This is a genomic window from Nocardioides campestrisoli, from assembly GCF_013624435.2.
In the GTDB taxonomy this organism is placed as follows: Bacteria; Actinomycetota; Actinomycetes; order Propionibacteriales; family Nocardioidaceae; genus Nocardioides; species Nocardioides campestrisoli.
Genome location: NZ_CP061768.1, coordinates 354,445 through 376,646 on the forward strand (window position 1 = coordinate 354,445; position 22,202 = coordinate 376,646).

Consider the following 22,202-nt stretch of genomic DNA (forward strand, 5'->3'; position numbering starts at 1 on the left):
GCCGCCACGACGGTGAGCACCACCGCGGCCAGCACGTCCGCGGTGGGGGAGGTGGGGGTGTAGCCGCTGTCGGCCAGGGCGGCGGCGATGTTGGCGCAGGTGGCGACCGAGACCCAGCCGAGGTAGAGCCCGAAGGTGCCCTCGACCACGATCCGGTCGACGGTTCCCGGCCCGCCCGAGGCGTCCGAGGAGACGAGGACCAGTCGCTGGGCCAGCAGGCCGAGCACCAGCGCGAGCGCCAGGATCACCGCCACGCTGGCCCAGACCGAGCCGGTCTGGGTGACCAGCAGCCAGGCGGCGTTGAGCAGCATCGAGAGCGCGGCCAGCCAACCGGTGGCACGCAGCCGCGGGTCGGTGGCACGGCCGGGCAGCCACTGCCAGATCGTGTAGGCGAAGAGGCCGACGTAGATCACCGACCAGATGGAGAACGCCGGGCCGGCCGGCGCCAGCAGGGTGGCCTGGTCCGACAGCGCGCCTCCGGCGCTCTCGGCGACCGGCGTCCCGATCACGCCGGTGCCCACGAGGGTGCCCAGCACGCAGAGCACCTCGCTGATCGTGACCGTGACCTGGCGGGCGCGGTCGGTGCCGGTCGCGGTGACGGGACGGCCGACCTGCCGGGTGCGGGTGCTCTCCATGACCGCGCCGTGCCCGATCGTCGCGGCCCGCATGCGGGCGTTCAGCCCAGGGCGATGGTCGCGGCCCGGACGAACTCGGGATCGTCGAGCCGGTCGCCGTACGCCTCGCGGAGCTGCCCGACCCGGTAGCGCACGGTCTGCGGGTGCACCACCAGCGCCTCCGCGACCGCCTCGCGCCGACCCTGGTGCAGCAGCCAGGTGCGCAGCGTGTCGGTGAGCTTGTCCCGGGCGGCCGGTCCCAGGTCGGCCAGGGGTGCCAGCACCTGCTCCCGCAGGTCGGCCAGCGCCTCGGGGTCGGCGTGCACCACCAGCTCGGCCAGGTGCTGCTCGGTGTCGGTGACCGCGATGTCGAGGTCGACCGCGCGACGTGCACGCTGCCAGGACGCGCGTGCCTGCTGCCAGGGCCGGGCCGGGCCGACGACCGCGGGCACCCCGGAGAGCGCGCGCAGCAGGACCGCCCGGGTGGCGTCCGGCACCAGCAGCACCACGTGCTCCTCGGCGGTGGGGTCGGCGACGGCCACCGTCTCCGGCGCCACGGAGCCGAGCGCCGAGCGCACGTGCGCCTCGGCGAGCACGACGGCGGTCAGGCTCTCCGGCGGCTCCCACTCGGCCCGGGCGGCGGCGCGCAGCAGCAGGTCCGAGGCGTCGCCGCGGAGCAGGGCGTTGCCGAGCGCCTCGCGCAGCTGGGCGCGCATCCGGCCGGTGGTCGCCGACTCGTCGCTGTGCCCGGCGACGCTGGAGGCGGAGAGCTGGTCGATGTAGGCGAAGACCAGGCCGGCGAACTTGGCCAGCGTCTCGGCATCCACGCCGTCGGCGAGCAGGCCCGCGGACATCTCGCTCCAGGAGACCCGGGCGCCCACCCGGTACGCCGCCAGCAGCGACTCCATGCTCCGGCCGGAACGCGCCTCGCCGCGCCCCAGCTGGTAGGCGGTCTCCATCGACGGCGCCGTGGGACGCGCGCCCCCCGAGCGCCGGGCCGCGAGCTGGATGAAGCCGCCGAGCGCGAGCTGCACCGCGTTGCGGATGGTCTCGCCCATCGCCCCCGAGAGCGCGTTGGCGTACGTCGGGACCTCGGCGATGATGGCGCTGACGGCCGCGTCGGCGACCAGCGGGAGCCGGTTCCGCATGATCTCCACGTCCTGGGCCGAGAGGTCCAGGCCGTGGTGCGTGGTCCAATCGGAGGAGTGAGCGGGCACAGGTCCCCCCGTTCTGTCACTTTTTTGTCCTTTGCGAACAATTGTGACGTAGAAGTTCACGTCTCTCGGTCAGGAATCTACCCCCAGTGACCAGTCATGATGGACTCATGGCCATGCTCCTGACTGAGACCGACGGCGCGGACCCGCGCCGCGGACGTCACCGCGACCGCGCTCCGCTCCGGCTGCGCGACCGGGTCGTCCGCCTCGTCGAGGCCGCCACCACGCCGTTGATGCCGGCCGACTACCTCGACCTCTTCGCCCCGCTCCGCTCCGGCGCCGACCTGCGCGGCCGGATCGTCTCGGTGCAGCCCGAGACCGCGGACGCCGCGACCATCGTCATCCAGCCGGGTGCCGACTGGGCCGGGCACGTCCCGGGCCAGTACACCCGGATCGGGATCGACGTCGACGGCGTCCGGCACTGGCGGGCGTACTCGCTGACCCACGGCCCCCGCGCCGACGGCAACATCTCGGTGACCGTCAAGGCCGTTCCCGACGGCCTGGTCAGCACCCACCTGGTCCGCGAGGCGAAGCCCGGCACCCTGGTCCACCTCGAGCAGGCGGCCGGCGAGTTCGTGCTGCCCCCCGACGGCGGCAAGTTCCTCATGGTCACCGCCGGCTCCGGGGTCACCCCCGTGGTCGGGATGCTGCGCAACCTCTTCCCGGTCGCCGACTCCGGCGTGGTCCGGCTCGAGCGCAGCGCGGGCTTCGACATCACCGTGGTCCACGTGGCGCCCAGCGAGCCCGACTCGATCTTCCTCCGCGACCTGCAGGCGCTCGACCGGGCCGGGCTGATCCGGCTGGTCCCGCGCTACGACGACGTGCACGGCGTCCTCGACGTCGACGCGCTCGACGAGCTGGTGCCCGACCTGGACGCCCGCACGACCCTGGCGTGCGGCCCCGCCGGCCTGCTCGACGCGCTCGAGGCCCACCACGGCGCCCGCGGCCTGGAGCTGCTCGTCGAGCAGTTCCGCGTCGCCCGGGTCGAGGCCGGTGAGGGCGGCACCGTCACCTTCACCAAGAACGGCGTCGAGCTCGAGGCCGACGGCGCCACCCCGATCCTGGACGCCGCCGAGGAGGTGGGCGTCCTGATGCCCAGCGGCTGCCGGATGGGCATCTGCATGGGCTGCGTGCTGCCGATGACCGAGGGCTCCGTCCGGGACCTGCGCGACGGCCGCGTCATCACCGCCATCCCGGGGGAGACCGACCCCGGCGGCATCAAGATCCAGACCTGCATCAGCGCCGCCGCCGGCGCCTGCCAGATCACCCACTGACCCGCCCGACGCACTCGACCGCTGACTGAAGGAGTCGACATGACCACGATCACGAAGAAGGCCGACAACCCGATCGCCCACCTCACCCCCGAGGACGTCGAGGACATCGGGCGTGAGCTCGACCGGATCCGGCAGAGCGTGATCGACGCTCGCGGCGGCAGCGACGCGGCGTACATCCGCGGCATGGTGAAGACCCAGCGCTACCTCGAGCTCGGCAGCCGCGCCGTACTCCTGTTCTCCGCCCTGCCGCCCGCCTGGGTGGTCGGCACCGCCGGCCTGAGCGTGGCCAAGATCCTGGAGAACATGGAGATCGGCCACAACGTCATGCACGGCCAGTGGGACTGGATGCGTGACCCGAAGATCCACTCCAGCACCTGGGAGTGGGACAACGCCTCGACCGCCGAGGGCTGGAAGCACAGCCACAACGAGGTGCACCACACCTACACGAACATCGTCGGCAAGGACAACGACCTCGGCTACGGCATCATGCGCGTCGACGAGGACCAGCGCTGGCACCCGATGCACCTCGGCCAGCCGCTGTGGAACTTCATCAACGCCTGCTTCTTCGAGTACGGGATCGCCGCCTACGACCTCGAGCTCGGCAAGAACCTCTCCATCCCGAAGGAGAAGCGCAGCCCCGAGTTCAAGCGGCGTGCGGCCAACACCGTGAAGAAGATCCGCAAGCAGATGACCAAGGACTACGTCGTCCACCCGGCGCTGTCGATCCCGACCGGCTCGTTCCTGCCCACGCTGGCGGCCAACTTCACCGCCAACCTGGTCCGCAACCTGTGGTCGCACTCGGTGATCATGTGCGGCCACTTCCCCGAGGGTGTCGAGACCTTCGAGAAGGCCTCCATCCCGGAGAAGGAGACCCGGGGCGAGTGGTACCTGCGCCAGATGCTGGGCTCGGCCAACATCTCCGGCTCCGAGGCGATGCACATCATGACCGGCAACCTCTCCCACCAGATCGAGCACCACCTGTTCCCCGACCTGCCCAGCAACCGCTACAAGGAGGTCGCCCCGCAGGTGAAGGCGCTCTTCGACAAGTACGGCCTGACCTACCTGGAGCGCCCGCTGCCGCAGCAGGTCTACAGCGCCTGGCACAAGGTCGTCCGGCTGAGCCTGCCCAACGGCTGGCTGGCCACCACCACGCCGAAGAACGCGCCGAAGCAGCTGGTCCGTCTGTTCAAGATGGCCACCGCCGACCGCAAGACCCGGCGCGCGCTGCAGGCCCGCCTGACGCAGGAGGCGCGTCGCGCCGAGGCGGCCAAGGACGCCCGGCTCGCCGCGTGAGCGGGAAGTTCCGCTCGCGCGGGTCGTCGCCCGGCTAGGGTGCTGGGCGTGGGCAGTGAGGGGACCGACTCCGAGCAGGGCGCGTCGACGCGCGGCGAGGACTACGCGGCGCGTCTGGTGAAGAAGCAGAACGCCCGTTGGAAGCAGGTGCTGGACGTCCAGCGCCCGTACCGGTGGAACCTCTCCCGGCTCGGCCTGGGACGCACCCTCGACGTGGGTTGCGGCATCGGCCGCAACCTGGCCAACCTCTCGCCCGAGAGCGTCGGCGTCGACCACAACGCGGCGTCGGTGCAGATCGCGCGTGAGCGTGGCCTGCGGGCGATGACCACCGAGGAGTTCCGGGCAAGCGAGCTCGGGCGGCCCGGCGCCTTCGACTCGTTGCTGGCTTCGCACCTGCTCGAGCACGTCTCCGAGGCAGTCGCCGACGAGATCCTCGCTGAGTACCTCCCGGCCGTGCGCTCCGGCGGCCAGGTGGTGCTCATCTGTCCCCAGGAGCGCGGGTACGCCTCCGACCCGACGCACATCCGCTGGTGCGACCTGTCGACGCTCCGCGCCCACCTCGAGCGCCACGGCCTCGTCGTCGAGCGCACCCAGTCCTTCCCGTTCCCGCGTTTCCTGGGCAAGGCCTTCATCTACAACGAGTTCTACGCCGTGGGCAGGGTTCGTTAAGGGTGGGTTGGCTCCTCCTGGCCCTCTGGGCCTTGTTCTACCTCGCCCTGGGTCCGTCGACCCTGCTGCTGACCGCGGCGCTGCTCGCGGTGCCGCGGGTCCGCGCGCGCGTGCCGCGACCCACCTTCACCCGCAAGGGCGTCGCGGTCGGCGCGGCCGTGGTGCTCGCCGGCGGCGCCCTGGTCTGGGCGGTCCCCGACGGCCGGCTGCCGATCCCGCACGCCGGCGGCCTGCTCGTCGCCCCGGCGTACGACGGCCGGCAGGTCTCCGCGACACCGATCGAGGCCGAGCAGCCCCCGGCCCACCCGTGGCTGGCCCGGATGGGCTCGGACGCGGTCAACAACGACGCCTGGTCCAGCGGCGCCCAGCTCGGTCCGGGCCCGCTCGGTGACCGGCCGCAGACCGACAGCGCCTGGTACGGCCTGGAGAAGTGCGGACGGATGGCCTTCGACTCCGCCGGGCGGATCGTCGCGCTGTGCCACGACCACCGTGGCGCCGTGCTGCGGGTGATCGACCCGGACTCGCTGCGCCCGTTGAGCAGCAAGCGCCTGCCCGACCGGCGGGAGACCGAGGCCTCGCCCTGGCAGGACCTGTGCCACGGCTCGCAGTTCTACCTCGACAACGGCGACCGCGCGGTGGTCACCACCACCGAGCGCCGGATCCAGGCGGTCGGCACCGCCGACGCCGAGGGCCGCCCCGACCTGACCATCGAGGAGTCCTGGAGCCTGGAGTCCCTGGTGCCCGAGAGCGACTGCCTGGTCACGGTGAAACCGGACTGGTCGGGACGCATCTGGTGGGCCAGCCGGGACGGCCGGGTCGGGCTGGTCGACCCGGTCAGCGGGGCCGTCCACGGCCTGGAGCTGGGGGAGAAGGTGACCAACTCCATCGCCGTCGACGAGAACGGCGGGGTCTTCGTGGTCAGCGACACCGCGCTCTACCGGTTCACCGCAGACGCCTCCGGGGCCCCCGGGATCACCTGGCGCACCGAGTACGACCGCGGCGTGGAGCGCAAGGACGGCCAGCTCGTCCAGGGCAGCGGCACCTCCCCGACGCTGGTCGACCAGGGCCTGGTGGCGATCGCCGACAACGCCGAGCCGCGGCTGCACGTGGTCTTCCTCGACCGCTCCTCGGGCGCCGAGGTCTGCCGCTCGGCGGTCTTCGACGGCGGCGAGTCCGCCACCGAGACCTCCCTGACCTCCGTGGGCTCGGGCGTGGTCGTGGAGAACAACCACGGCTACTCCACGCCGACCTCGACGCTGCTGGGCTTCAGCAGCTCGCCGGGGCTGGCCCGCGTCGACCACGTCGACGGCGAGTGCCAGGTCGCCTGGACCAACGACGAGGTGGTCCCCTCGGCGGTGCCGACCGTCTCCTGGCAGACCGGCCTGATCTACGCCTGGACCAAGCGGCCCTCGCTGTGGGGCGTCTCGGGCTGGTACCTGACCGCGATCGACGCCCACACCGGCCAGACCGCGTTCTCGGTCCGCGGCGGCACCGGCCCGCTGTTCAACAACCACTACGCGGCGGTGACCCTGGGCCCGGAGGGTGCGGCGTACGTCGGCACGATCGGCGGGCTGGTCAAGGTGCGCGACGTGGTCCGCAAGCCCAAGGACGACTGAGCGAGGTCAGGGCCAGCGCAGGCCCACGGCCTCCTCGCTGAGCTGCCACAGGCGACGCTGGGCGTCCTCGTCGCGGGCCACCGCCGAGGTGCCGACGACCTGGGGTGCGCCGCGGGCCTCGCCGGCGCCGCCCGGGCCGCAGTAGGTGCCGCCCGGCAGGTCGGCGGTCGCGGCCATCAACAGCGGCCACGCCCCGTGCGCGGCCGGCTGGGCCACCGCCCGGTTGGCCGCACCCAGGATGCCGGCCAGGACGCCGGAGGAGCGGCCGAGCTGCCCGTTGGCGACCAGGTGGGTGCCGGCGTACCCGGGGTGGGCCGCCAGTGCCCGCACCGGGAGGGCTCGCTCGCGCAGCCGGCGCTCCAGCTCGAAGGTGAAGAGCAGGTTCGCGAGCTTGGTCGCGCCGTACTGCGGCCAGCGGCGGTAGCGGGTGGTCTGCAGGCGGGGGTCCTCCAGGGGAGCGGTCCGGGCGACCCGGTGCATCTGCGAGCTCACGGCCACCACGCGTCCGTCGCCGCTCTCGACCAGCTGGGGGAGCAGCATCCCGGTGAGCAGGAACGGCCCGAGGTGGTTGGTGGCCATCTGCAGCTCGAACCCGTCGCCGGTGCGTTGGTAGGGCGGCGCCATCACGCCCGCGTTGTTGACCAGCACGTCGATCGCGCCGAGCTCCTTGGCCCGCTCGGCAGCCGAGCGGACCGAGTCCAGCGAGGCGAGGTCGACGACCAGCTCCTCCGTGCTCGCGCCCGGCACCTGCGCCAGCACGGCCTCGCGGGTGCCGGTGAGCTTCTCCGGGTTGCGCCCGGCCAGCACCACCCGGGCGCCGTGGCGGGCCAGCTCCAGGGCGACGAACTGCCCCAGACCGCCGGGGCTGGCCCCGGTGACCACCACGGTGCGCCCGGTCTGGTCGGGGATCGCGATCACGGGGTGACCGCCATCGCGGCCAGCACCCGGGCGGCCAGCTCCTGGTCGCCGGCGACCCGGACGCCCGCGGGATGCGGGGCCTGCCGGCCGCCGGCCAGCACCGTGAACGCCTCGCGGTCCAGCTCGATCGTCGCGGTGGGCTCGGCGGGGGGCTCCGGCAGACTCCGGCCGCGGCCGTCCTCGCCGACCTCGAAGGAGCGCGGCGCCAGGTCGTCGACGGTCAGCACCAGCGTGGTGCCGGGCGCTGCACCGACCCGCTTGGCCAGCACCAGCCCGAGGCTGTCGCTCAGGTAGCCGATCGTGTGGGTGGCCGCGGGGGAGCGGAGGTTGCCCGGGCGGCCGACCGCGCGGCGTACGTCCTGCTCGTGCATCCACACGTCGAGCGGGCGGTTGCGCAGCAGGGTGCGCTGCGTCCAGCCCAGGGCACCGAAGGCACCGGGGGCCGGCGCGTCCGGGTCGCTCGGCGGGTCCTCCAGCAGGGCGGTGCGCCGGCTGGTCGCCGACTGGCGGATCTCCTGCAGCAGGTCGTCGGCGTCGCGCTCGCGGCGGGCCGCCACGCCCTGCTCGGTGAAGACCTGCATCGGGCTGCGCACGTGCTCGAGCTCGCCGACCTCGACGTCGTCGTGCGCGGTGCCGGCCAGCAGCGACTCCAGGTGCGCGGTGTGGGCGACCACGGCGTGCACGTCCCACCCCGGCAGGTCCGTCGGGGCGGCCCAGGCCTCGGACGGCAGCTCCTCCAGCAGCCCGGTCAGGTCGTCGATGGCCTGCCACCAGGCGTCGACGTACCCGACCAGCTCGGGGTGTCCGGTGCTCGTGCTGGGCTGGCTCGCCTGCTGCTCGGTCATGCGCGCAGCCTAGGGCGCAGGTCGTGACGGGAGAATAGGAGCGACCAGGAGAATGGGCGCATGCGCGTGCGTGCCCCCGAGCTCACCGGCCGCGGCTGGCTCAACACCCCCGGCCCCCTGTCCCTCTCCGACCTGCGTGGGCGCTTCGTCCTGCTGGACTTCTGGACCTTCTGCTGCGTCAACTGCCTGCACGTCCTCGACGAGCTGCGGCCGCTGGAGGCGACGTACGCCGAGGAGCTGGTCGTCGTCGGCGTGCACTCGCCGAAGTTCGTGCACGAGGCCGACCCGGACGCGCTGGTCGCGGCCGTCGAGCGGTACGGCGTGCACCACCCGGTGCTCGACGACCCCGAGCTGACCACCTGGTCGGCCTACACCGCGCGGGCCTGGCCCACGCTGGTGCTGGTCGACCCCGAGGGCTACGTGGTCGCCCAGTACGCCGGCGAGGGGCACGTGCACGCCCTGGACCGGCTGCTCGCCGAGCTGGTCGCCGAGCACCGCGAGCGCGGCACCCTGCAGCCGGGCGACTCGCCGTACGTGCCGCCGACCGTCGAGCCGACCGACCTGCGCTTCCCGGCCAAGGCCGTGCCGCTGCCCGACGGGCGGGTGCTGGTCGCCGACGCCGGCCACGACGAGGTGGTCGAGCTGGCGTCGGCCGACGGCCCTGTGCTGCGCCGGTTCGGGGGGTTCGCCGAGCCCAACGGGCTCTGCCTGCTGCCCGAGGAGGTGGCCGCCGAGGCCGGGTACGACGTGGTGGTCGCCGACACCGTGCACCACCAGCTCCGCGGGCTGACGCTGGCCACCGGCGAGGTGCGGGTGCTCGCCGGCGACGGCGAGCAGTGGATGCCCGGCGACGGCCACGAGCGGCTCTCCAGCCCGTGGGACGTCGCCTGGTGGGGCGACCGGGTCTGGGTGGCGATGGCCGGCATCCACCAGCTGTGGACCTTCGACCCGCGCACCGGCGACGTCGAGGTCCTGGTCGGCACCACGAACGAAGGACTGCGCGACGGGCCGATCGACCAGGCGTGGCTGGCGCAGACCAGCGGACTGGCCGCGGCCGGCGACCGGCTCTGGCTGGCCGACAGCGAGGTCTCCGCGCTGCGCTGGGTCTCCGGCGGCGAGGTGGGCACCGCGGTGGGCACCGGGTTGTTCGACTTCGGGTTCCGTGACGGCAAGGCCGACGAGGCGCTGCTGCAGCACCCGCTCGGGGTGACCGCGCTGCCCGACGGCTCGGTGGCCGTCTGCGACACCTACAACGGCGCCGTGCGCCGCTTCGACCCGGTCGACGGGACGCTCGGCACGCTGGCGACCGGGCTCTCCGAGCCGAGCGGGGCCTACGTCGACGGCGAGCACCTGGTGGTGGTGGAGTCGACCGCCCACCGGCTGACCCGGGTGCCGCTGGGCGCCTCGGCCCAGGCGGCCGACTTCAGCCACCGCACCCAGCGCCCGGTCACCGACGTGGCCGCCTCGGTGCTGCTGGAGGCGGTCTTCACGCCGCCGCCGGGACAGAAGGTCGACGACCGCTACGGCCCGGCGACCCAGCTGATGGTGACCGCGACGCCGGCCGCGCTGCTGCGTACCGGCGAGGGGCGCTCGACCGACCTGCGACGCACCCTCGAGCTCGACCCGACGGTCGGGGAGGGGGTGCTGCACGTCGCCGCCCGCGCAGCCTCCTGCGACGCCGATCTGGGGGAGGGTGCCGCCTGCCACGTGCACCAGCAGGACTGGGGCGTCCCGGTCCGGGTCAGCGCCGCCGGCGAGGCCGTGCTGACCCTGCCGCTGGGCGGGACCGCCTGACCCGCTCCCCCCAGACTCTGCCCACGAACGACGAAGGGCCGCACCCAGCCGGGGTGCGGCCCTTCACTGTCGAGATTGGATCAGAACGCCGCCTCGTCGAGGTCCATCAGCGAGAGGTCGATCTGCTCGGCGATGTTTCGCTCCGCGGTCAGGCGGGGGAGGTTGGTGGCGGCGAAGAACTGCGCGGCCGCGACCTTGCCCTCGTAGAACGCCTTGTCCTTGGCGGAGACCTCGCCGCCCAGCTTGGCCAGCGCGACCTCCGCCTGGCGCAGCAGCAGCCAGGCGCAGACCACGTCGCCCAGCACCATCAGCAGGCGGGTGGTGTTCAGCCCCACCTTGTAGATGTTGCGCAGGTCGCCGCCCTCGGCGGAGGCGTCGGCCGACATCAGGTCGTTGATCATGTGACCGACGATGGCGTTGGCGTCCTGGAGCGCGGTGGCCAGCAGGGCCCGCTCGTTCTTCAGGCGACCGTTGCCCGCCTCGGACTTGATGAAGCCCTCGATCTCGCCGGCCAGGTGGCCCAGGGCGCGGCCCTGGTCCTTGACGATCTTGCGGAAGAAGAAGTCCTGGCCCTGGATCGCCGTGGTGCCCTCGTAGAGGGTGTCGATCTTGGCGTCGCGGACGTACTGCTCGATCGGGTACTCCTGCAGGAAGCCGGAGCCACCGAAGGTCTGCAGCGACTCGGTGCCCAGGAGCACCCAGGAGCGCTCGGAGCCGTAGCCCTTGACGATCGGGAGCAGCAGGTCGTTGACCGCCTCGGCCAGCTTGTCGTGCTCGCCGGCGTGCTCGGCGAGCATCACCTTGTCCTGCCAGGTGGCGGTGTAGAGCACCAGGGCTCGCATGGCCTCGGCGAACGACTTCTGCACCATCAGCGAGCGACGGACGTCGGGGTGGTGGGTGATCGTGACGCGCGGGGCGGTCTTGTCCGCCGACTGGGTGAGGTCGGCGCCCTGGATCCGCTCCTTGGCGTACTCCAGCGCGTTGAGGTAGCCGGTGGAGAGGGTGGCGATCGCCTTGGTGCCGACCATCATCCGGGCGTTCTCGATCACGTCGAACATCTGCGCGATGCCGTTGTGCACCTCGCCGACCAGCCAGCCCTTGGCGGGCTCGCCGCCGCCGACCTGCGGGTCGCCGAAGGTGACCTCGCAGGTGTTGGAGACCTTGATGCCCATCTTGTGCTCGACGTTGGTGACGTAGATGCCGTTGCGCTCGCCGGTCAGCTCGCCGGTCTCGTGGTCGAAGTGGTGCTCGGGCATCCAGAAGAGCGAGAGGCCCTTGGTGCCCGGGCCGCCGGCGCCCTCGACGCCCTCGGGGCGGGCCAGCACCAGGTGCATGACGTTCTCGGTCATGTCGTTGGTGGCCGAGGTGATGAAGCGCTTGACGCCCGTGACGTTCCACGAGCCGTCCTCGTTCGGGGTGGCCTTGGCGCGGCCGGCGCCCACGTCGGAGCCGGCGTCGGGCTCGGTCAGCACCATCGTGCAGCCCCACTCGCGCTCGACCATGATCTGGGCGACGCGCATGTCGCGCTCCACGCCGTTGGCGTTGTTGTAGAGCACGCCGGCGAACGGCGCGCCCGCGGCGTACATGTGGATCGGGGCGTTGGCGCCCAGCACCATCTCGCCGATCGCCCAGTTGAGGCTGGACGGGGCGGGGGTGCCGCCGAGCTCCTCGCGGATCTGCAGGCGCCAGAACTCGGCGTCCATCCAGGCGCGGTAGCTCTTCTTGAACGACTCCGGCAGCGGGGCCGAGTGGGTCTTCGGGTCGAAGACCGGCGGGTTGCGGTCGCTGTCCTCGTAGGAGGCGGCGATGTCCTCGCGGGCGAGACGGTCGACCTCGGCCAGCACCTCACGCGCGGTGTCGACGTCGACCTCCGCGAACGGGCCCGTGCCCAGGATCTCGTCGCGTCCGAACACCTCGAAGAGGTTGAACTCGATGTCACGGAGGTTGCTCTTGTAGTGGCTCACGGATCCACCCTTATCCAGTCTGATGGGGTCACCGGCCTTGCGGCCCGGCCTTGGCGCCCGACGAGTGGACACACGAGTCCTACCAGTCAGTAACTTGATTGTGCAACGAGGCGCACGCTCCCGCAAGTGGAACGCTGTGATCTTCCTGACGACCTCGGTCACTCGCGGGGGAATTGACCTCCAGGTGATAGGTAATGTCTACTATAAAAAGAGACATACGTTCACCACTCGAGAAGGCGCAACATGCGACAACTCATCGTCCTGGGATTCGTCGGATTCCTGGCTCAGCTCATCGACGGGTCCCTGGGGATGGCGTACGGCGTCACCTCCACGACGCTGCTGCTCGCCGCCGGCGTCGCGCCGGCCGCCGCCTCGGCGGCGGTGCACTTCTCCGAGATCGGCACCTCGCTGGTCTCCGGCATCTCCCACCACAAGCTCGGCAACGTCGACTGGCGCACGGTGATGATCCTGGCCGGCCCCGGCTTCGTCGGCGCGTTCGCCGGCGCGACCATCCTGGTCAACATCGACGGCGAGATGGCCAAGCCGATCGTCGCCGGCATCCTGCTCACCCTGGGTGTCTACGTGATCTGGCGGTTCCTGGTGCTCGGCGGCCGCCGGCCCACCTTCAAGGGACGTCCGTCGGCGACCTTCCTGGCGCCGATCGGCCTCTTCGGCGGCGCGCTGGACGCGATCGGCGGCGGCGGCTGGGGCCCGGTGGGCACCACCACCCTCCTCTCCTCGGGCCGGCTCGAGCCGCGCAAGGTGATCGGGTCGATCGACACCTCCGAGTTCGTGGTCGCCGTCGGCGGCTCGATCGGGTTCATCCTGGCGCTGGGGCACTCCGGCATCGACTGGGGGTACGCCGGCGCGCTGCTGGCCGGTGGCGTGCTCGCGGCCCCGATCGCAGCCTGGCTGGTCCGGCACCTGCCCGGCCGGGTGCTCGGCGTCGCGGCCGGCGGCCTGATCATCGTCACCAACAGCCGCACCCTGGCCGACTCGTTCGGCGCCTCGGGCGCCCAGGTCGCCGCCATCGTCGGCGCCCTGGCGGTCGTCTGGATCGTCGCCATCGCCTGGGCGGTCAAGCACGAGCGCGCGGCCCGTCGAGCCGAGCTGGCCGAGCAGGACGGGCGTGCCGCGGACGAGCTCGAACTCGCCTGAGCGGGCGTCTGGGCCCTGCGGGACCCGGCATCTGACAAACTGGGGCCATGCGCGTCTCCGCGAAGTCCGACTACGCCCTCCGGGCCCTCATCGAGATGGCGGCGCGCGCCGACGCGAAGCCGGTCAGCGCCGAGGAGCTGGGCAAGTCCCAGGACATCCCCCACGGGTTCCTCCAGGCCATCCTCGCCGACCTCCGCAAGGCGGGCGTGGTGGTCTCCCAGCGTGGCCAGTCCGGCGGCTGGCGGCTGGCCCGCGACCCGGGGGAGGTCTCGGTGGCCGACGTGATCCGCGCCGTCGACGGGCCGCTGGTCTCGGTCTACGGCCTGCGCCCGGAGGCGGTCTCCTACAACGCCTCCGCCGAGGTGCTCCAGCACGTGTGGATCGCCGCCCGGCACTCCCTGCGCGACGTCTTCGAGCAGGTCTCGATCGCGCAGCTGGCCAGCCAGGAGCTCCCGGAGGCGGTCACCTCGCGTACCGCTGACGAGGACGCCTGGCAGCCGCACTGAGCGAGGCTCAAGCCCCCCGGGCGTGCGTGGCGATCCACTCCACCAGGGGTCGGAGCTCCCGCCAGTCGGTACGCACCCGGTCGAGCAGCTCGGGGCCCAGGGCGTCGGCCTCGAAGCCGTAGGACCGGCCGACGAAGATCTGCTTGTGCCGCAGCAGCTCGATCCGCGGGTGGTCGGCGGGGTAGCCGCGCGGGGAGGTCTTGAGCTTGTCCCCGCCGACCTCCCAGCCCCGCTTCGCGTAGCGGGCGAGCATCTTCTCCAGCGGCACCCCAGTCAGCTCGGCGGCCATCGCCTCGCGGATCGCGGCCAGCCGCGGCCCGCTGGCGTCGTAGAAGCCGGCCCCCACCCGGGTGCCGCGCGGGGAGATCTCGACGTACCAGCCGGTCGCCTCGCCGACCGCGACGAAGGCGCCCTGGTGGGTCTTGTACGGCGTCTTGTCCTTGGCGAAGCGCACGTCGCGGTAGGGGCGGAACACCTTGGCGGACCCGAACTCCGGCTCCAGCGCGGCGACCAGCGCCTCCATCGGCTTGCGGACGGCCTCGGCGTAGACGTGCTTGTGCGCCTCCCAGAACGCTCTGGTGTTGTCGACCTCGAGGTCGTCGTAGAAGTCGAGGGCCGCGACGGGGAAACCGGTGAACTGCACGGCCTCAGCCTAGGCAGACGGGACCCGCGCCCAGAGCTGCTGGTCCCCGGACTCGCCCAGGTAGGTCAGCGTCAGCACGTCGTCCGCGCAGGCGGGCGGGGCGAGGAAGCCGGTGTCCCCCGCAGGGCCGCTCCACACCACGTCGGGGCCGTCGGGGTCGCCTGACCAGCTCAGCAGCCGGGCGGACTCGCCGTCCTGGGGGCCGCGGGCGAAGAAGACCGCGTCCCCGCACGGCACCAGGCTGCCGGTGGCACCGGGCCCGAGCTCGGTGCGGGTCCCGTCCTCGGTCCCGACGAAGGTGCCGGAGCCCACGGCCTTCTCGTCGCGCACCTCGGACCAGACCGCGCCGCCGTCGGTGGCCACCACGTCCCAGCCGACGCAGTCGGCGACGCCGTCGACCGGCACCGGCCCGGACTCCTCGAGCGTGACCAGCGTCCGGCAGGAGACCGGGCGGGCGTCGTCGAACGTCAGCACCGCCACGCCCGCGTCCGAGGTGGTCACCTGGGAGAACCCCTCGCCCCGCGGCGCGCAGTGCTCGAGCTGCGACTCCCCGCTGGGCAGGTGGACGGCGGCCAGGCAGTAGGCGCGCTTCGGCCCGTAGGTGGGGTAGCGCAGCTCCTCGCCGTGCAGCGACCAGGTGCCGCCGGGGGCCGGGCGCGGCCCGGGGAGGTCGGCGGTCGAGCCGTCGGCGAGCTGCACGACCAGCCCCAGTGCGGGGCGGCGCTCCCGGCGGTCGGTGGCCACGACGACGGCGTAGGAGTCGCTCATCAGCACCTGGCTGATCCGTCGGCCCGGGCCCGCGGCGAGCTCGGCCCGGCTGCCGTCGCGGGAGATCAGCGCGGTGCGTCCGTTCGGCGGTGCCACCGCCCGCCAGTCCCGCCCCACCACCACGGTCGCGTCCGGCGACTCGCCGGTCGACCGCCAGGACAGCGGCTCGGCGCTCTCCGCGTCATCCGGCTCCGGGTCGGCGGAGTCCGTGCAGCCGGCCAGTGCCAGTGCCAGCGCCAGCGCCAGCGCCAGGGTCGCGACGACGCGGCGCATCAGACCCCCACGTTCTGCTGGGGGTGCGCGAGGTTGGCGCGGTACTGCTGGTACGCCGACTGCCACTGATTGCGGGCGATGAACGGCTCGCTGGGGTCGAAGCGCTGCTGGTTCCAGGGCTCGAAGTAGCCCAGGAGGGGCTCCCCGCCCGGGTTCTGGTCGAAGCCGCGGCCCACCTGGAAGTGCCCCGAGGCGTCGTCGTCGAGGTAGGGGTAGAACCGCTTCTCCAGCACCGGGTGCAGCACGACCGGCGCCCGGTAGTCCTCCAGGTGGCGCATCATCAACAGGTACCACTCCTCGAAGGACCAGTCACCCACGTCGAGCACCACGTAGTCGCCGGCGTGCTTCTTGCGGTCGTAGCCGGTGTGGTCGTTGACCACGCGGACGAGCTCGGTGATCGAGGTGCCGGCGCGGGTGGTGCCGAGCTTGCCGGCCCAGTGCTTCTGCGACTGGCGGCGCTTGCGCCACCCCCAGGTGATCGCCTGCGCGGTGGCCGGGCCGCACCAGTACCAGCGGTTCTGCTCGCGCGAGCGCTTCGCCTTCATGATCGACCGGCGCCTCGGGTAGTCGGCGGCGCTCCTGCTCCCGTCGGCCTCGGCCCGCAGCCGCCGGACCTTGCCGGCCGCGCGGGCGGCGGCGGCCAGCTCGCGCCGGTCGGCGCGGGCCCGGTCGGCGGGCGACATCGCGGCGCGGCGCTCCAGCAGAGTGGCGGTGTCCAGGTCGCCGGTGTGCTCGCGGGCGGGCTGGTCGGCGGCCTCGGCTGCGGCGTCGGCGGCGGAGGCCAGGCGGGCCTGCACCTGCGCCTCGCTCTGCGTGGTCCAGCCGAGGCCGACGCAGTAGCGCTCGCCGTCGAAGGTGGCGCACCGGGTCGTGTCCGTCTTCGGTGCTGCGCTGCCGGCTGGTGCCGCGGTCAGCGGGAGCACGAGCAGGAGGGCCAGCCCGCAGGCGGCGTGGAGCGGCGTACGGCGGAGGGACCGGGTGTTCATGACGTCTCACTGTCCCCGACAGTCACAGGAGTCGCAAGATGCCAGCACCGAAGACGACAGCAGCCCCGGGCCGAGGGCCCGGGGCTGCTGGTGCGGAGCGGATGACGAGACTCGAACTCGCGACATCGACCTTGGGAAGGTCGCGCTCTACCAACTGAGCTACATCCGCACGGCCGGCCGCGATGGTGCAGCGCCCGACGACGGTGGATGCTACCCGATCCGGCGGAAGGTCGGGTGCTTGGGCGTCAGGCCGTCGCCCGACGAGCGCCCGGTGACCCGGCGGTGCACCCACGGCCCGAGGAACTCCCGGGTCCACCGGGCGTTCTCCCGCAGCTGCTCGCGGCGGCTGAGCAGCGGGGCCGCGGGCACCTCCATCGGGGTGAGGCCGTGCTCCACCCCGAGGGCGTCGAGCACCTGCAGCGCCATGTAGTGGTGGCCGGCGGCGTTGAGGTGCATCCGGTCGGTGTCCATGTGGGTGACCAGGTCGACGTCGCGCATCCGCCACATGTCGACCAGGGTGGCGTCGTGCTTGTCGGCGATCTCGCGGACCCACTCGTTGAAGATCGCCATCCGCCCGCGCACGGCGGCGTAGATCCCGGTCGAGCCGGGGTCGAAGATCGTGAACATCACCACCCGCGCACCGGTCGCGGTCAGCTGCCCGATCGCGTCGTCGTACGCCGCGGCCAGCGCGTCCAGGTCGACCTTGGGTCGCAGCACGTCGTTGCCGCCCCCGTGGATGGTGACCAGGTCGGGCTCCAGGGCCAGCGCCGGGGCCAGCTGCTCGTCGATGATCGCGGGCAGCTTGCGACCGCGGATGGCGAGGTTGGCGTAGCCGAAGTCGGGGTCGAGGGCCGCGAGGTGCTCGGCGACCCGGTCGGCCCAGCCGCGCAGCCCGTTCGGACGGTCGGGGTCGGGGTCGCCGACGCCCTCGGTGAAGGAGTCGCCGAGGGCCACGTAGCGGGTGAAGGTCTGGTCGCTGGGCATGGTGCCATTCTCGGGCACCGGGACAAGCGGCCACGACGGTAGGGTGCGGGCGTGCTGCTCTCCGACCGCGACATCCTGGCCGAGATCGACGCCGGCCGCATCGGCCTCACCCCCTGGGACGAGGAGATGCTCCAGCCCTCCAGCGTGGACATCCGGCTCGACCGGTTCTTCCGGGTCTTCGAGAACCACCGGTACCCCCACATCGACCCCGCGGCCGACCAGAGCGACCTGACCCGGATGGTCGAGCCCGACGGTGACGAGCCCTTCATCCTGCACCCGGGGGAGTTCGTCCTCGGCTCGACGTACGAGGTCTGCTCGCTGCCCGACGACGTGGCTGCGCGGGTCGAGGGCAAGTCCTCCCTGGGCCGCCTGGGGCTGCTGACCCACGCGACCGCCGGCTTCGTGGACCCCGGCTTCTCCGGTCACGTGACGCTGGAGCTGGCCAACGTGGCCACGCTCCCGATCAAGCTCTACCCGGGGATGAAGATCGGCCAGCTCTGCTTCTTCCGGCTCTCCTCGCCCGCCGAGCACCCTTACGGCTCGGCCAAGTACGGGTCGCGCTACCAGGGCCAGCGCGGGCCCACGCCGTCGAAGTCGTACGCGAACTTCCACCGCACGCAGATCTGAGGTCCCGGTCACCCCCGCTAGCCACGACGCGCGCTAAGGGCTACCTTATTTCGGTAAGGCTTCCCTAACTCGAGGATCAGCATGCGTCGTACCGCCACCACGCTCGTCACGGCCCTGGCCGGACTGAGCCTGCTCACCGCCTGCAGCACCGGTTCCACCGAGACCGCCGAGGAGTCCTCCGGCAGCACCACGTCGGTCGAGGAGGGGGCCTTCCCGGTCACCATCGAGCACGCCTTCGGCGAGACGACGATCGAGTCGGAGCCCAAGCGGGTGGCCACCCTCGGCTGGACCGACCAGGACAACGCGCTGGCCCTCGGCGTCGTCCCCGTGGGCGCCACCAAGCTCACCTGGGGCGGCAACGAGGAGGGCTCCTCGGACTGGTTCGACGCCGAGCTGGCCGAGGTCGGCGGCGAGGCCCCCGAGCGGTACGACGACTCCGACGGCATCCCTGTGCAGGAGGTCGCCGAGCTCGCGCCGGACCTGATCCTGGCCACCAACTCCGGCATCACCGAGGCGGAGTACAAGAAGCTCAGCAAGATCGCCCCCGTCGTGGCCTACCCGGACGCCCCCTGGGTGACCCCGTGGGAGACCTCGCTGGAGACCGCCGGCAAGGCGCTGGGTCGCAGCGAGCTGGCCGCCGAGGTGCTGGAGGAGACCGAGGGCGTGATCGAGGACGCCAAGGAGGAGTACTCCGACCTCGAGGGCACCTCGTTCGTCTTCGCCTACCTGAGCGCCACCGACCTGTCGACCGTCGGCGTCTACGGCCGCCAGGACCCGCGGGTCGCGGTGCTGGAGGACTTCGGCCTGGTCAGCCCCGAGATCACCGAGACGGCCGTCAAGGACGGGCAGTTCTACGGCACGGTCTCCGCCGAGCGCGCCGAGACGGTCGACTCCGACCTGCTGCTGACCTACGTGGAGTCCGAGGACGACCTCGAGACGTTCCGCAAGGACAAGCTGCTCGGCCAGATCCCCGCGCTCGCCTCCGGCCACGCCTACGGCGAGCTGGACAAGCACGTGGGTCTCTCCATCACCAACCCGACGCCGATCTCCATCCCGTTCATCGTGGAGAACTTCCTGCCCAAGGTGGCCGAGGCAGCTGACGGGTCGTGACCCTGCTCCAGTCCAGGGGGACGGACCGGCTCGCTGACGCCGGTCCGTCCCGCCCCCGCACCGCGACCGCCCTGCGCTTCGGCGCGGTGGCGGTCGTGGTGCTGGTCCTGGCTGGAGTCGCCTCCCTCCTGATCGGCTCCCGGGCGCTGTCCCCCGCGGTGGCGCTCGACCCCGGCCACCCGCTCCACCCGATCGTCGAAGCCCGGTTCGAGCGCACCCTGCTCGCCGCCGCGGTCGGGGCCGCGCTGGGCCTGGCCGGCGCGCTCATGCAGGGCCTGACCCGCAACCCGCTGGCCGACCCCGGGATCCTGGGCATCAACGCCGGCGCCTCGCTCGCGATGGTGCTGGCGATCTCCCTGCTCGGCGTCTCCGAGCTGAGCTCCTACCTGTGGTTCGCCTTCGCCGGGGCCGCGGCCGCCGCCCTGCTGGTGCACGCGATCGCCTCGATGGGCCGTGGGGGCGCCACCCCGGTCAAGCTCGCCGTCGCCGGCGCCGCCGTCACCGCCGCGGTGACCAGCTGGAGCACCGGCGTGCTGATGGTCGACCGCGCCACCATGGAGTCCTTCCGGCTCTGGCAGGTCGGCACCGTCGGCGGCCGCGGCCTCGACGTGCTGCTCACCGGGCTGCCCTTCCTGTTGGCCGGCGCGCTGCTGGCCGCCGTCGGCGCCCGGCTGCTGGACGCGCTGGCGCTCGGCGACGACGTGGCCCGCGGCCTGGGCCGCCGGGCCGGACGGGACCGGGTGGTGGTCGGACTGGCGATCGTCCTGCTCGCCGGCACCGCGACCGCGCTGGCCGGGCCGATCGCCTTCGTCGGGCTGGTGGTCCCGCACGCGGTCCGTGCCGTGGTCGGCCCCGGCCACACCCGGGTGCTGCCGCTGGCCGCCCTGGTCGGCGCGATCCTGGTCGTGGCCGCGGACACCGTGGGCCGCGTGGTGCTGCCGCCCGCCGAGGTCCAGGTCGGCATCATGGCCGCCGTCCTCGGCGTCCCGTTCTTCCTGGTCCTGGTCCGCCGCGGCCGGATGGGCACGCTGTGAGCACCGCGGTCCGGGTCCGGCCCGAGACCCTGGGCCCCGACGGCGCGGACGTCGTACGCCGGGCCCGTCGCGTCCCCCGCCGGCGCCGTACGCTGGTGCTCTCCGGGCTGGCACTGCTGCTCTTCGCGGTCTTCTGGGCCCGGGTGCTGCTGGGCGACTTCACCATCACCGTCCCGGACTTCTTCCGCATCCTCTCCGGGACCGAGATCCCCGGCGCCTCGTTCATCCTGATGGAGTCCAAGCTGCCCCGCGCCGTGCTCGGCGTCCTGGTGGGCGGCTGCTTCGGCGTCGCCGGAGCGATGTTCCAGGCGACCCTGCGCAACCCGCTGGCCAGCCCGGACGTGATCGGGGTGTCGCTGGGCGCGAGCGCCGCGGCGGTGACCGCGATCGTGCTGCTCGGGCTCGAGGGGGCGCCGGTCTCCGGAGCGGCGATCCTCGGAGCCCTGGGCGCCGCGGTGCTGGTGCGCGTGGTCGCCGGCCCCGGCGGCACCCACCACCTGGTGCTGGCCGGGATCGGCATGGCCGCGGCCCTGCTCTCGGTGGTGCACTACCTCTTCACCCGCGCCGACGTGTGGGACGCGCAGCTGGTGCTGCGCTGGCTCACCGGCAGCGTGGGCGCGGCGGACTGGCCGACCATCCGGCTGCTCGCCCTCGCCCTCCTGGTCCTGCTGCCGCTGATCCTCTGGGTGACCCGGACCCTGCCGCTGCTCGAGCTGGGCGAGGACACCGCCACTGGTCTGGGGGCCGGCCGGTGGTCGGTCGACGCCGTGCTGCTGGTCGCGGTGGTGCTGACCGCGGTCGGGGTCGCGGCGGCCGGCCCGATCTCCTTCGTGGCCTTCCTCGCCGGGCCGATCGCCCGGATCCTGCTGCGCGGCCGGACGACGCTGCTCGGCGCCGCGCTCGTCGGCGCCACCATCGTGGTGGGGGCCGACTACGTCGCCGACTACCTCCTGTCCGACATCAACTTCCCGACCGGGGTCGTCACCGGCGCCTTCGGGGCCCCGTTCCTGCTCTGGCTGCTCGCGAGCGGCCGCACCGGAAGGAGAGTCGCATGACGCTCACCCACGCACGACCCGAGGAGGTCCTGGTGGATCCGCTGCCCACCTCGCGCCTGGTCGCCCAGGACGTCTCGCTCGGCTACGGGGACCGTCCGGTGGTCCACGAGCTCTCCCTGGCCGTGCCCGACTCTCGCGTCAGCGTGATCGTCGGCGCCAACGCCTGCGGCAAGTCCACGCTGCTGCGCGGGATGGCGCGGCTGCTCAAGCCCACCGGCGGCAGCGTGCTGCTGGACGGCGAGGCGATCCACCGGCTGCCGTCGCGGCAGGTCGCCCGCACGCTCGGCCTGCTGCCGCAGAGCGCGGTCGCGCCCGAGGGGCTCACCGTCACCGACCTGGTCTCCCGGGGCCGGCACCCGCACAGCGGGCTGCTGCGCCGCTGGAGCCGCGAGGACGACGAGGCGGTGGCCGACGCGCTCGAGCTCACCGGGACCCTCGACCTGGCCGAGCGGTCGGTCGACGAGCTCTCCGGCGGCCAGCGGCAGCGGGTGTGGGTGGCGATGGCGCTGGCGCAGCGCACCGACCTGCTGCTCCTCGACGAGCCGACGACGTACCTGGACCTGGCCCACCAGGTCGAGCTGCTCGACGTCCTGCGCGACCTCAACTCCGCCCGCGGCACGACCATCGTGATGGTGCTGCACGAGCTCGCCCTGGCCGCCCGGTACGCCGACCACCTGGTCGCCATGCAGGACGGCCGGGTGGTGGCCGCGGGCACGCCCGCCCAGGTGGTGACCCCCGAGGTGGTGCGCCAGGTCTTCGGCCTGGAGTGCCGGGTGATCGACGACCCGGTCTCGCACACCCCCCTGGTGGTCCCGGTGGGCCGCCACCACCGCTGATCCCCTCTCCGAACGGAGCAC

At 72.8% G+C, this 22,202-nt stretch carries 20 protein-coding genes and 1 tRNA gene; 12 read left to right on the forward strand and 9 right to left on the reverse strand.

All coding sequences use genetic code 11. The features are described from left to right. Positions 1-676: 676 nt before the first annotated feature. Positions 677-1,831 (reverse strand): PucR family transcriptional regulator, encoded by a 1,155-nt coding sequence (locus tag H8838_RS01715; RefSeq protein ID WP_224766323.1) that lies wholly within the window; start codon positions 1,829-1,831, stop codon positions 677-679. Positions 1,832-1,944: 113 nt separating this feature from the next. On the opposite strand from H8838_RS01715, the gene H8838_RS01720 reads away from it, so the two are divergent. The 4 genes from H8838_RS01720 to H8838_RS01735 are packed head-to-tail and all read left to right on the forward strand — an operon-like array spanning position 1,945 to position 6,680. Then, positions 1,945-3,102 (forward strand): ferredoxin reductase, encoded by a 1,158-nt coding sequence (locus H8838_RS01720; RefSeq protein WP_185995350.1) that lies wholly within the window; start codon positions 1,945-1,947, stop codon positions 3,100-3,102. 39 nt (positions 3,103-3,141) lie between these two features. Continuing rightward, positions 3,142-4,395 (forward strand): fatty acid desaturase family protein, encoded by a 1,254-nt coding sequence (locus tag H8838_RS01725; RefSeq protein WP_181309814.1) that lies wholly within the window; start codon positions 3,142-3,144, stop codon positions 4,393-4,395. Between the two features lie 48 nt (positions 4,396-4,443). Further along, a complete protein-coding gene (locus H8838_RS01730; RefSeq protein ID WP_219923873.1) occupies positions 4,444-5,064 on the forward strand; it encodes a class I SAM-dependent methyltransferase in 621 nt (206 codons plus the stop codon). Between the two features lie 2 nt (positions 5,065-5,066). Beyond that, positions 5,067-6,680: a hypothetical protein gene (locus H8838_RS01735; protein WP_185995349.1), complete on the forward strand. Its 1,614-nt coding sequence runs from the start codon at positions 5,067-5,069 to the stop codon at positions 6,678-6,680. 6 nt (positions 6,681-6,686) lie between these two features. Here H8838_RS01735 and H8838_RS01740 read toward each other — a convergent pair whose 3' ends face one another. Both H8838_RS01740 and H8838_RS01745 read right to left on the reverse strand, forming a co-directional pair. Beyond that, complete coding sequence (locus H8838_RS01740) at positions 6,687-7,598, reverse strand: oxidoreductase (RefSeq protein WP_181309812.1); 912 nt, start codon at positions 7,596-7,598, stop codon at positions 6,687-6,689. Continuing rightward, complete coding sequence (locus H8838_RS01745; protein ID WP_185995348.1) at positions 7,595-8,443, reverse strand: maleylpyruvate isomerase family mycothiol-dependent enzyme; 849 nt, start codon at positions 8,441-8,443, stop codon at positions 7,595-7,597. The genes H8838_RS01740 and H8838_RS01745 overlap by 4 nt, the downstream gene beginning before the upstream one ends. A 60-nt stretch (positions 8,444-8,503) precedes the next feature. Between H8838_RS01745 and H8838_RS01750 the strand changes: the two genes are divergently transcribed. Continuing rightward, the gene (locus H8838_RS01750) at positions 8,504-10,237 is read left to right on the forward strand and encodes an NHL domain-containing thioredoxin family protein (RefSeq protein ID WP_185995347.1); all 1,734 of its coding nucleotides are present in this window, start codon (positions 8,504-8,506) and stop codon (positions 10,235-10,237) included. 80 nt (positions 10,238-10,317) lie between these two features. Here the strand turns inward: H8838_RS01750 and H8838_RS01755 are convergent, their stop codons facing one another. Continuing rightward, a complete protein-coding gene (locus H8838_RS01755) occupies positions 10,318-12,201 on the reverse strand; it encodes an acyl-CoA dehydrogenase (protein WP_185995346.1) in 1,884 nt (627 codons plus the stop codon). 243 nt (positions 12,202-12,444) lie between these two features. Between H8838_RS01755 and H8838_RS01760 the strand changes: the two genes are divergently transcribed. Both H8838_RS01760 and H8838_RS01765 read left to right on the forward strand, forming a co-directional pair. Continuing rightward, on the forward strand, positions 12,445-13,359 hold the full coding sequence (locus tag H8838_RS01760) for a sulfite exporter TauE/SafE family protein (protein ID WP_181309808.1): 915 nt from the start codon (positions 12,445-12,447) through the stop codon (positions 13,357-13,359). Between the two features lie 47 nt (positions 13,360-13,406). Beyond that, positions 13,407-13,865: an RrF2 family transcriptional regulator gene (locus H8838_RS01765; protein ID WP_181309807.1), complete on the forward strand. Its 459-nt coding sequence runs from the start codon at positions 13,407-13,409 to the stop codon at positions 13,863-13,865. Between the two features lie 7 nt (positions 13,866-13,872). On the opposite strand, the gene H8838_RS01770 is transcribed toward H8838_RS01765, so the two are convergent. The 5 genes from H8838_RS01770 to H8838_RS01790 all read right to left on the reverse strand — a co-directional run bounded on the left by H8838_RS01770 (position 13,873) and on the right by H8838_RS01790 (position 17,519). Then, complete coding sequence (locus H8838_RS01770) at positions 13,873-14,508, reverse strand: DUF2461 domain-containing protein (RefSeq protein ID WP_181309806.1); 636 nt, start codon at positions 14,506-14,508, stop codon at positions 13,873-13,875. 9 nt (positions 14,509-14,517) lie between these two features. After that, positions 14,518-15,549 (reverse strand): hypothetical protein, encoded by a 1,032-nt coding sequence (locus H8838_RS01775; RefSeq protein ID WP_181309805.1) that lies wholly within the window; start codon positions 15,547-15,549, stop codon positions 14,518-14,520. Beyond that, positions 15,549-16,535 carry a cysteine peptidase family C39 domain-containing protein gene (locus H8838_RS01780; protein ID WP_185995345.1) on the reverse strand — a complete coding sequence of 329 codons (987 nt, stop codon included), beginning with the start codon at positions 16,533-16,535 and terminating at the stop codon, positions 15,549-15,551. The genes H8838_RS01775 and H8838_RS01780 overlap by 1 nt, the downstream gene beginning before the upstream one ends. Before the next feature lie 96 nt (positions 16,536-16,631). Continuing rightward, positions 16,632-16,704, reverse strand: a tRNA-Gly gene (locus H8838_RS01785). 41 nt (positions 16,705-16,745) lie between these two features. Continuing rightward, entirely contained in the window at positions 16,746-17,519 is a 774-nt protein-coding gene (locus tag H8838_RS01790) for an SGNH/GDSL hydrolase family protein (RefSeq protein WP_185995344.1), read from the reverse strand. A gap of 51 nt (positions 17,520-17,570) precedes the next feature. On the opposite strand from H8838_RS01790, the gene dcd reads away from it, so the two are divergent. The 5 genes from dcd to H8838_RS01815 all read left to right on the forward strand — a co-directional run bounded on the left by dcd (position 17,571) and on the right by H8838_RS01815 (position 22,181). Beyond that, a complete protein-coding gene (gene dcd, locus H8838_RS01795; RefSeq protein ID WP_181309802.1) occupies positions 17,571-18,146 on the forward strand; it encodes a dCTP deaminase in 576 nt (191 codons plus the stop codon). Between the two features lie 81 nt (positions 18,147-18,227). Then, positions 18,228-19,256 (forward strand): iron-siderophore ABC transporter substrate-binding protein, encoded by a 1,029-nt coding sequence (locus tag H8838_RS01800; protein ID WP_185995343.1) that lies wholly within the window; start codon positions 18,228-18,230, stop codon positions 19,254-19,256. After that, complete coding sequence (locus H8838_RS01805) at positions 19,253-20,290, forward strand: FecCD family ABC transporter permease (protein ID WP_224766324.1); 1,038 nt, start codon at positions 19,253-19,255, stop codon at positions 20,288-20,290. Before H8838_RS01800 ends, H8838_RS01805 begins: the two co-directional genes overlap by 4 nt. After that, on the forward strand, positions 20,287-21,345 hold the full coding sequence (locus H8838_RS01810; protein ID WP_224766325.1) for a FecCD family ABC transporter permease: 1,059 nt from the start codon (positions 20,287-20,289) through the stop codon (positions 21,343-21,345). Before H8838_RS01805 ends, H8838_RS01810 begins: the two co-directional genes overlap by 4 nt. After that, positions 21,342-22,181, forward strand: coding sequence for an ABC transporter ATP-binding protein (locus H8838_RS01815; RefSeq protein ID WP_185995342.1), 840 nt, complete (start codon positions 21,342-21,344; stop codon positions 22,179-22,181). The genes H8838_RS01810 and H8838_RS01815 overlap by 4 nt, the downstream gene beginning before the upstream one ends. Positions 22,182-22,202: the final 21 nt, after the last annotated feature.

Coding starts and splice junctions, on each gene's coding strand:
- H8838_RS01720 (WP_185995350.1), top strand. CDS start 1,945: ATGCTCCTGACTGAGACCGACGGCGCGGACCCGCGCCGCGGACGTCAC.
- H8838_RS01725 (WP_181309814.1), top strand. CDS start 3,142: ATGACCACGATCACGAAGAAGGCCGACAACCCGATCGCCCACCTCACC.
- H8838_RS01745 (WP_185995348.1), bottom strand. CDS start 8,443: ATGACCGAGCAGCAGGCGAGCCAGCCCAGCACGAGCACCGGACACCCC.
- H8838_RS01750 (WP_185995347.1), top strand. CDS start 8,504: ATGCGCGTGCGTGCCCCCGAGCTCACCGGCCGCGGCTGGCTCAACACC.
- H8838_RS01760 (WP_181309808.1), top strand. CDS start 12,445: ATGCGACAACTCATCGTCCTGGGATTCGTCGGATTCCTGGCTCAGCTC.
- H8838_RS01765 (WP_181309807.1), top strand. CDS start 13,407: ATGCGCGTCTCCGCGAAGTCCGACTACGCCCTCCGGGCCCTCATCGAG.
- H8838_RS01775 (WP_181309805.1), bottom strand. CDS start 15,549: ATGCGCCGCGTCGTCGCGACCCTGGCGCTGGCGCTGGCGCTGGCACTG.
- H8838_RS01780 (WP_185995345.1), bottom strand. CDS start 16,535: ATGAACACCCGGTCCCTCCGCCGTACGCCGCTCCACGCCGCCTGCGGG.
- H8838_RS01790 (WP_185995344.1), bottom strand. CDS start 17,519: ATGCCCAGCGACCAGACCTTCACCCGCTACGTGGCCCTCGGCGACTCC.
- H8838_RS01800 (WP_185995343.1), top strand. CDS start 18,228: ATGCGTCGTACCGCCACCACGCTCGTCACGGCCCTGGCCGGACTGAGC.
- H8838_RS01815 (WP_185995342.1), top strand. CDS start 21,342: ATGACGCTCACCCACGCACGACCCGAGGAGGTCCTGGTGGATCCGCTG.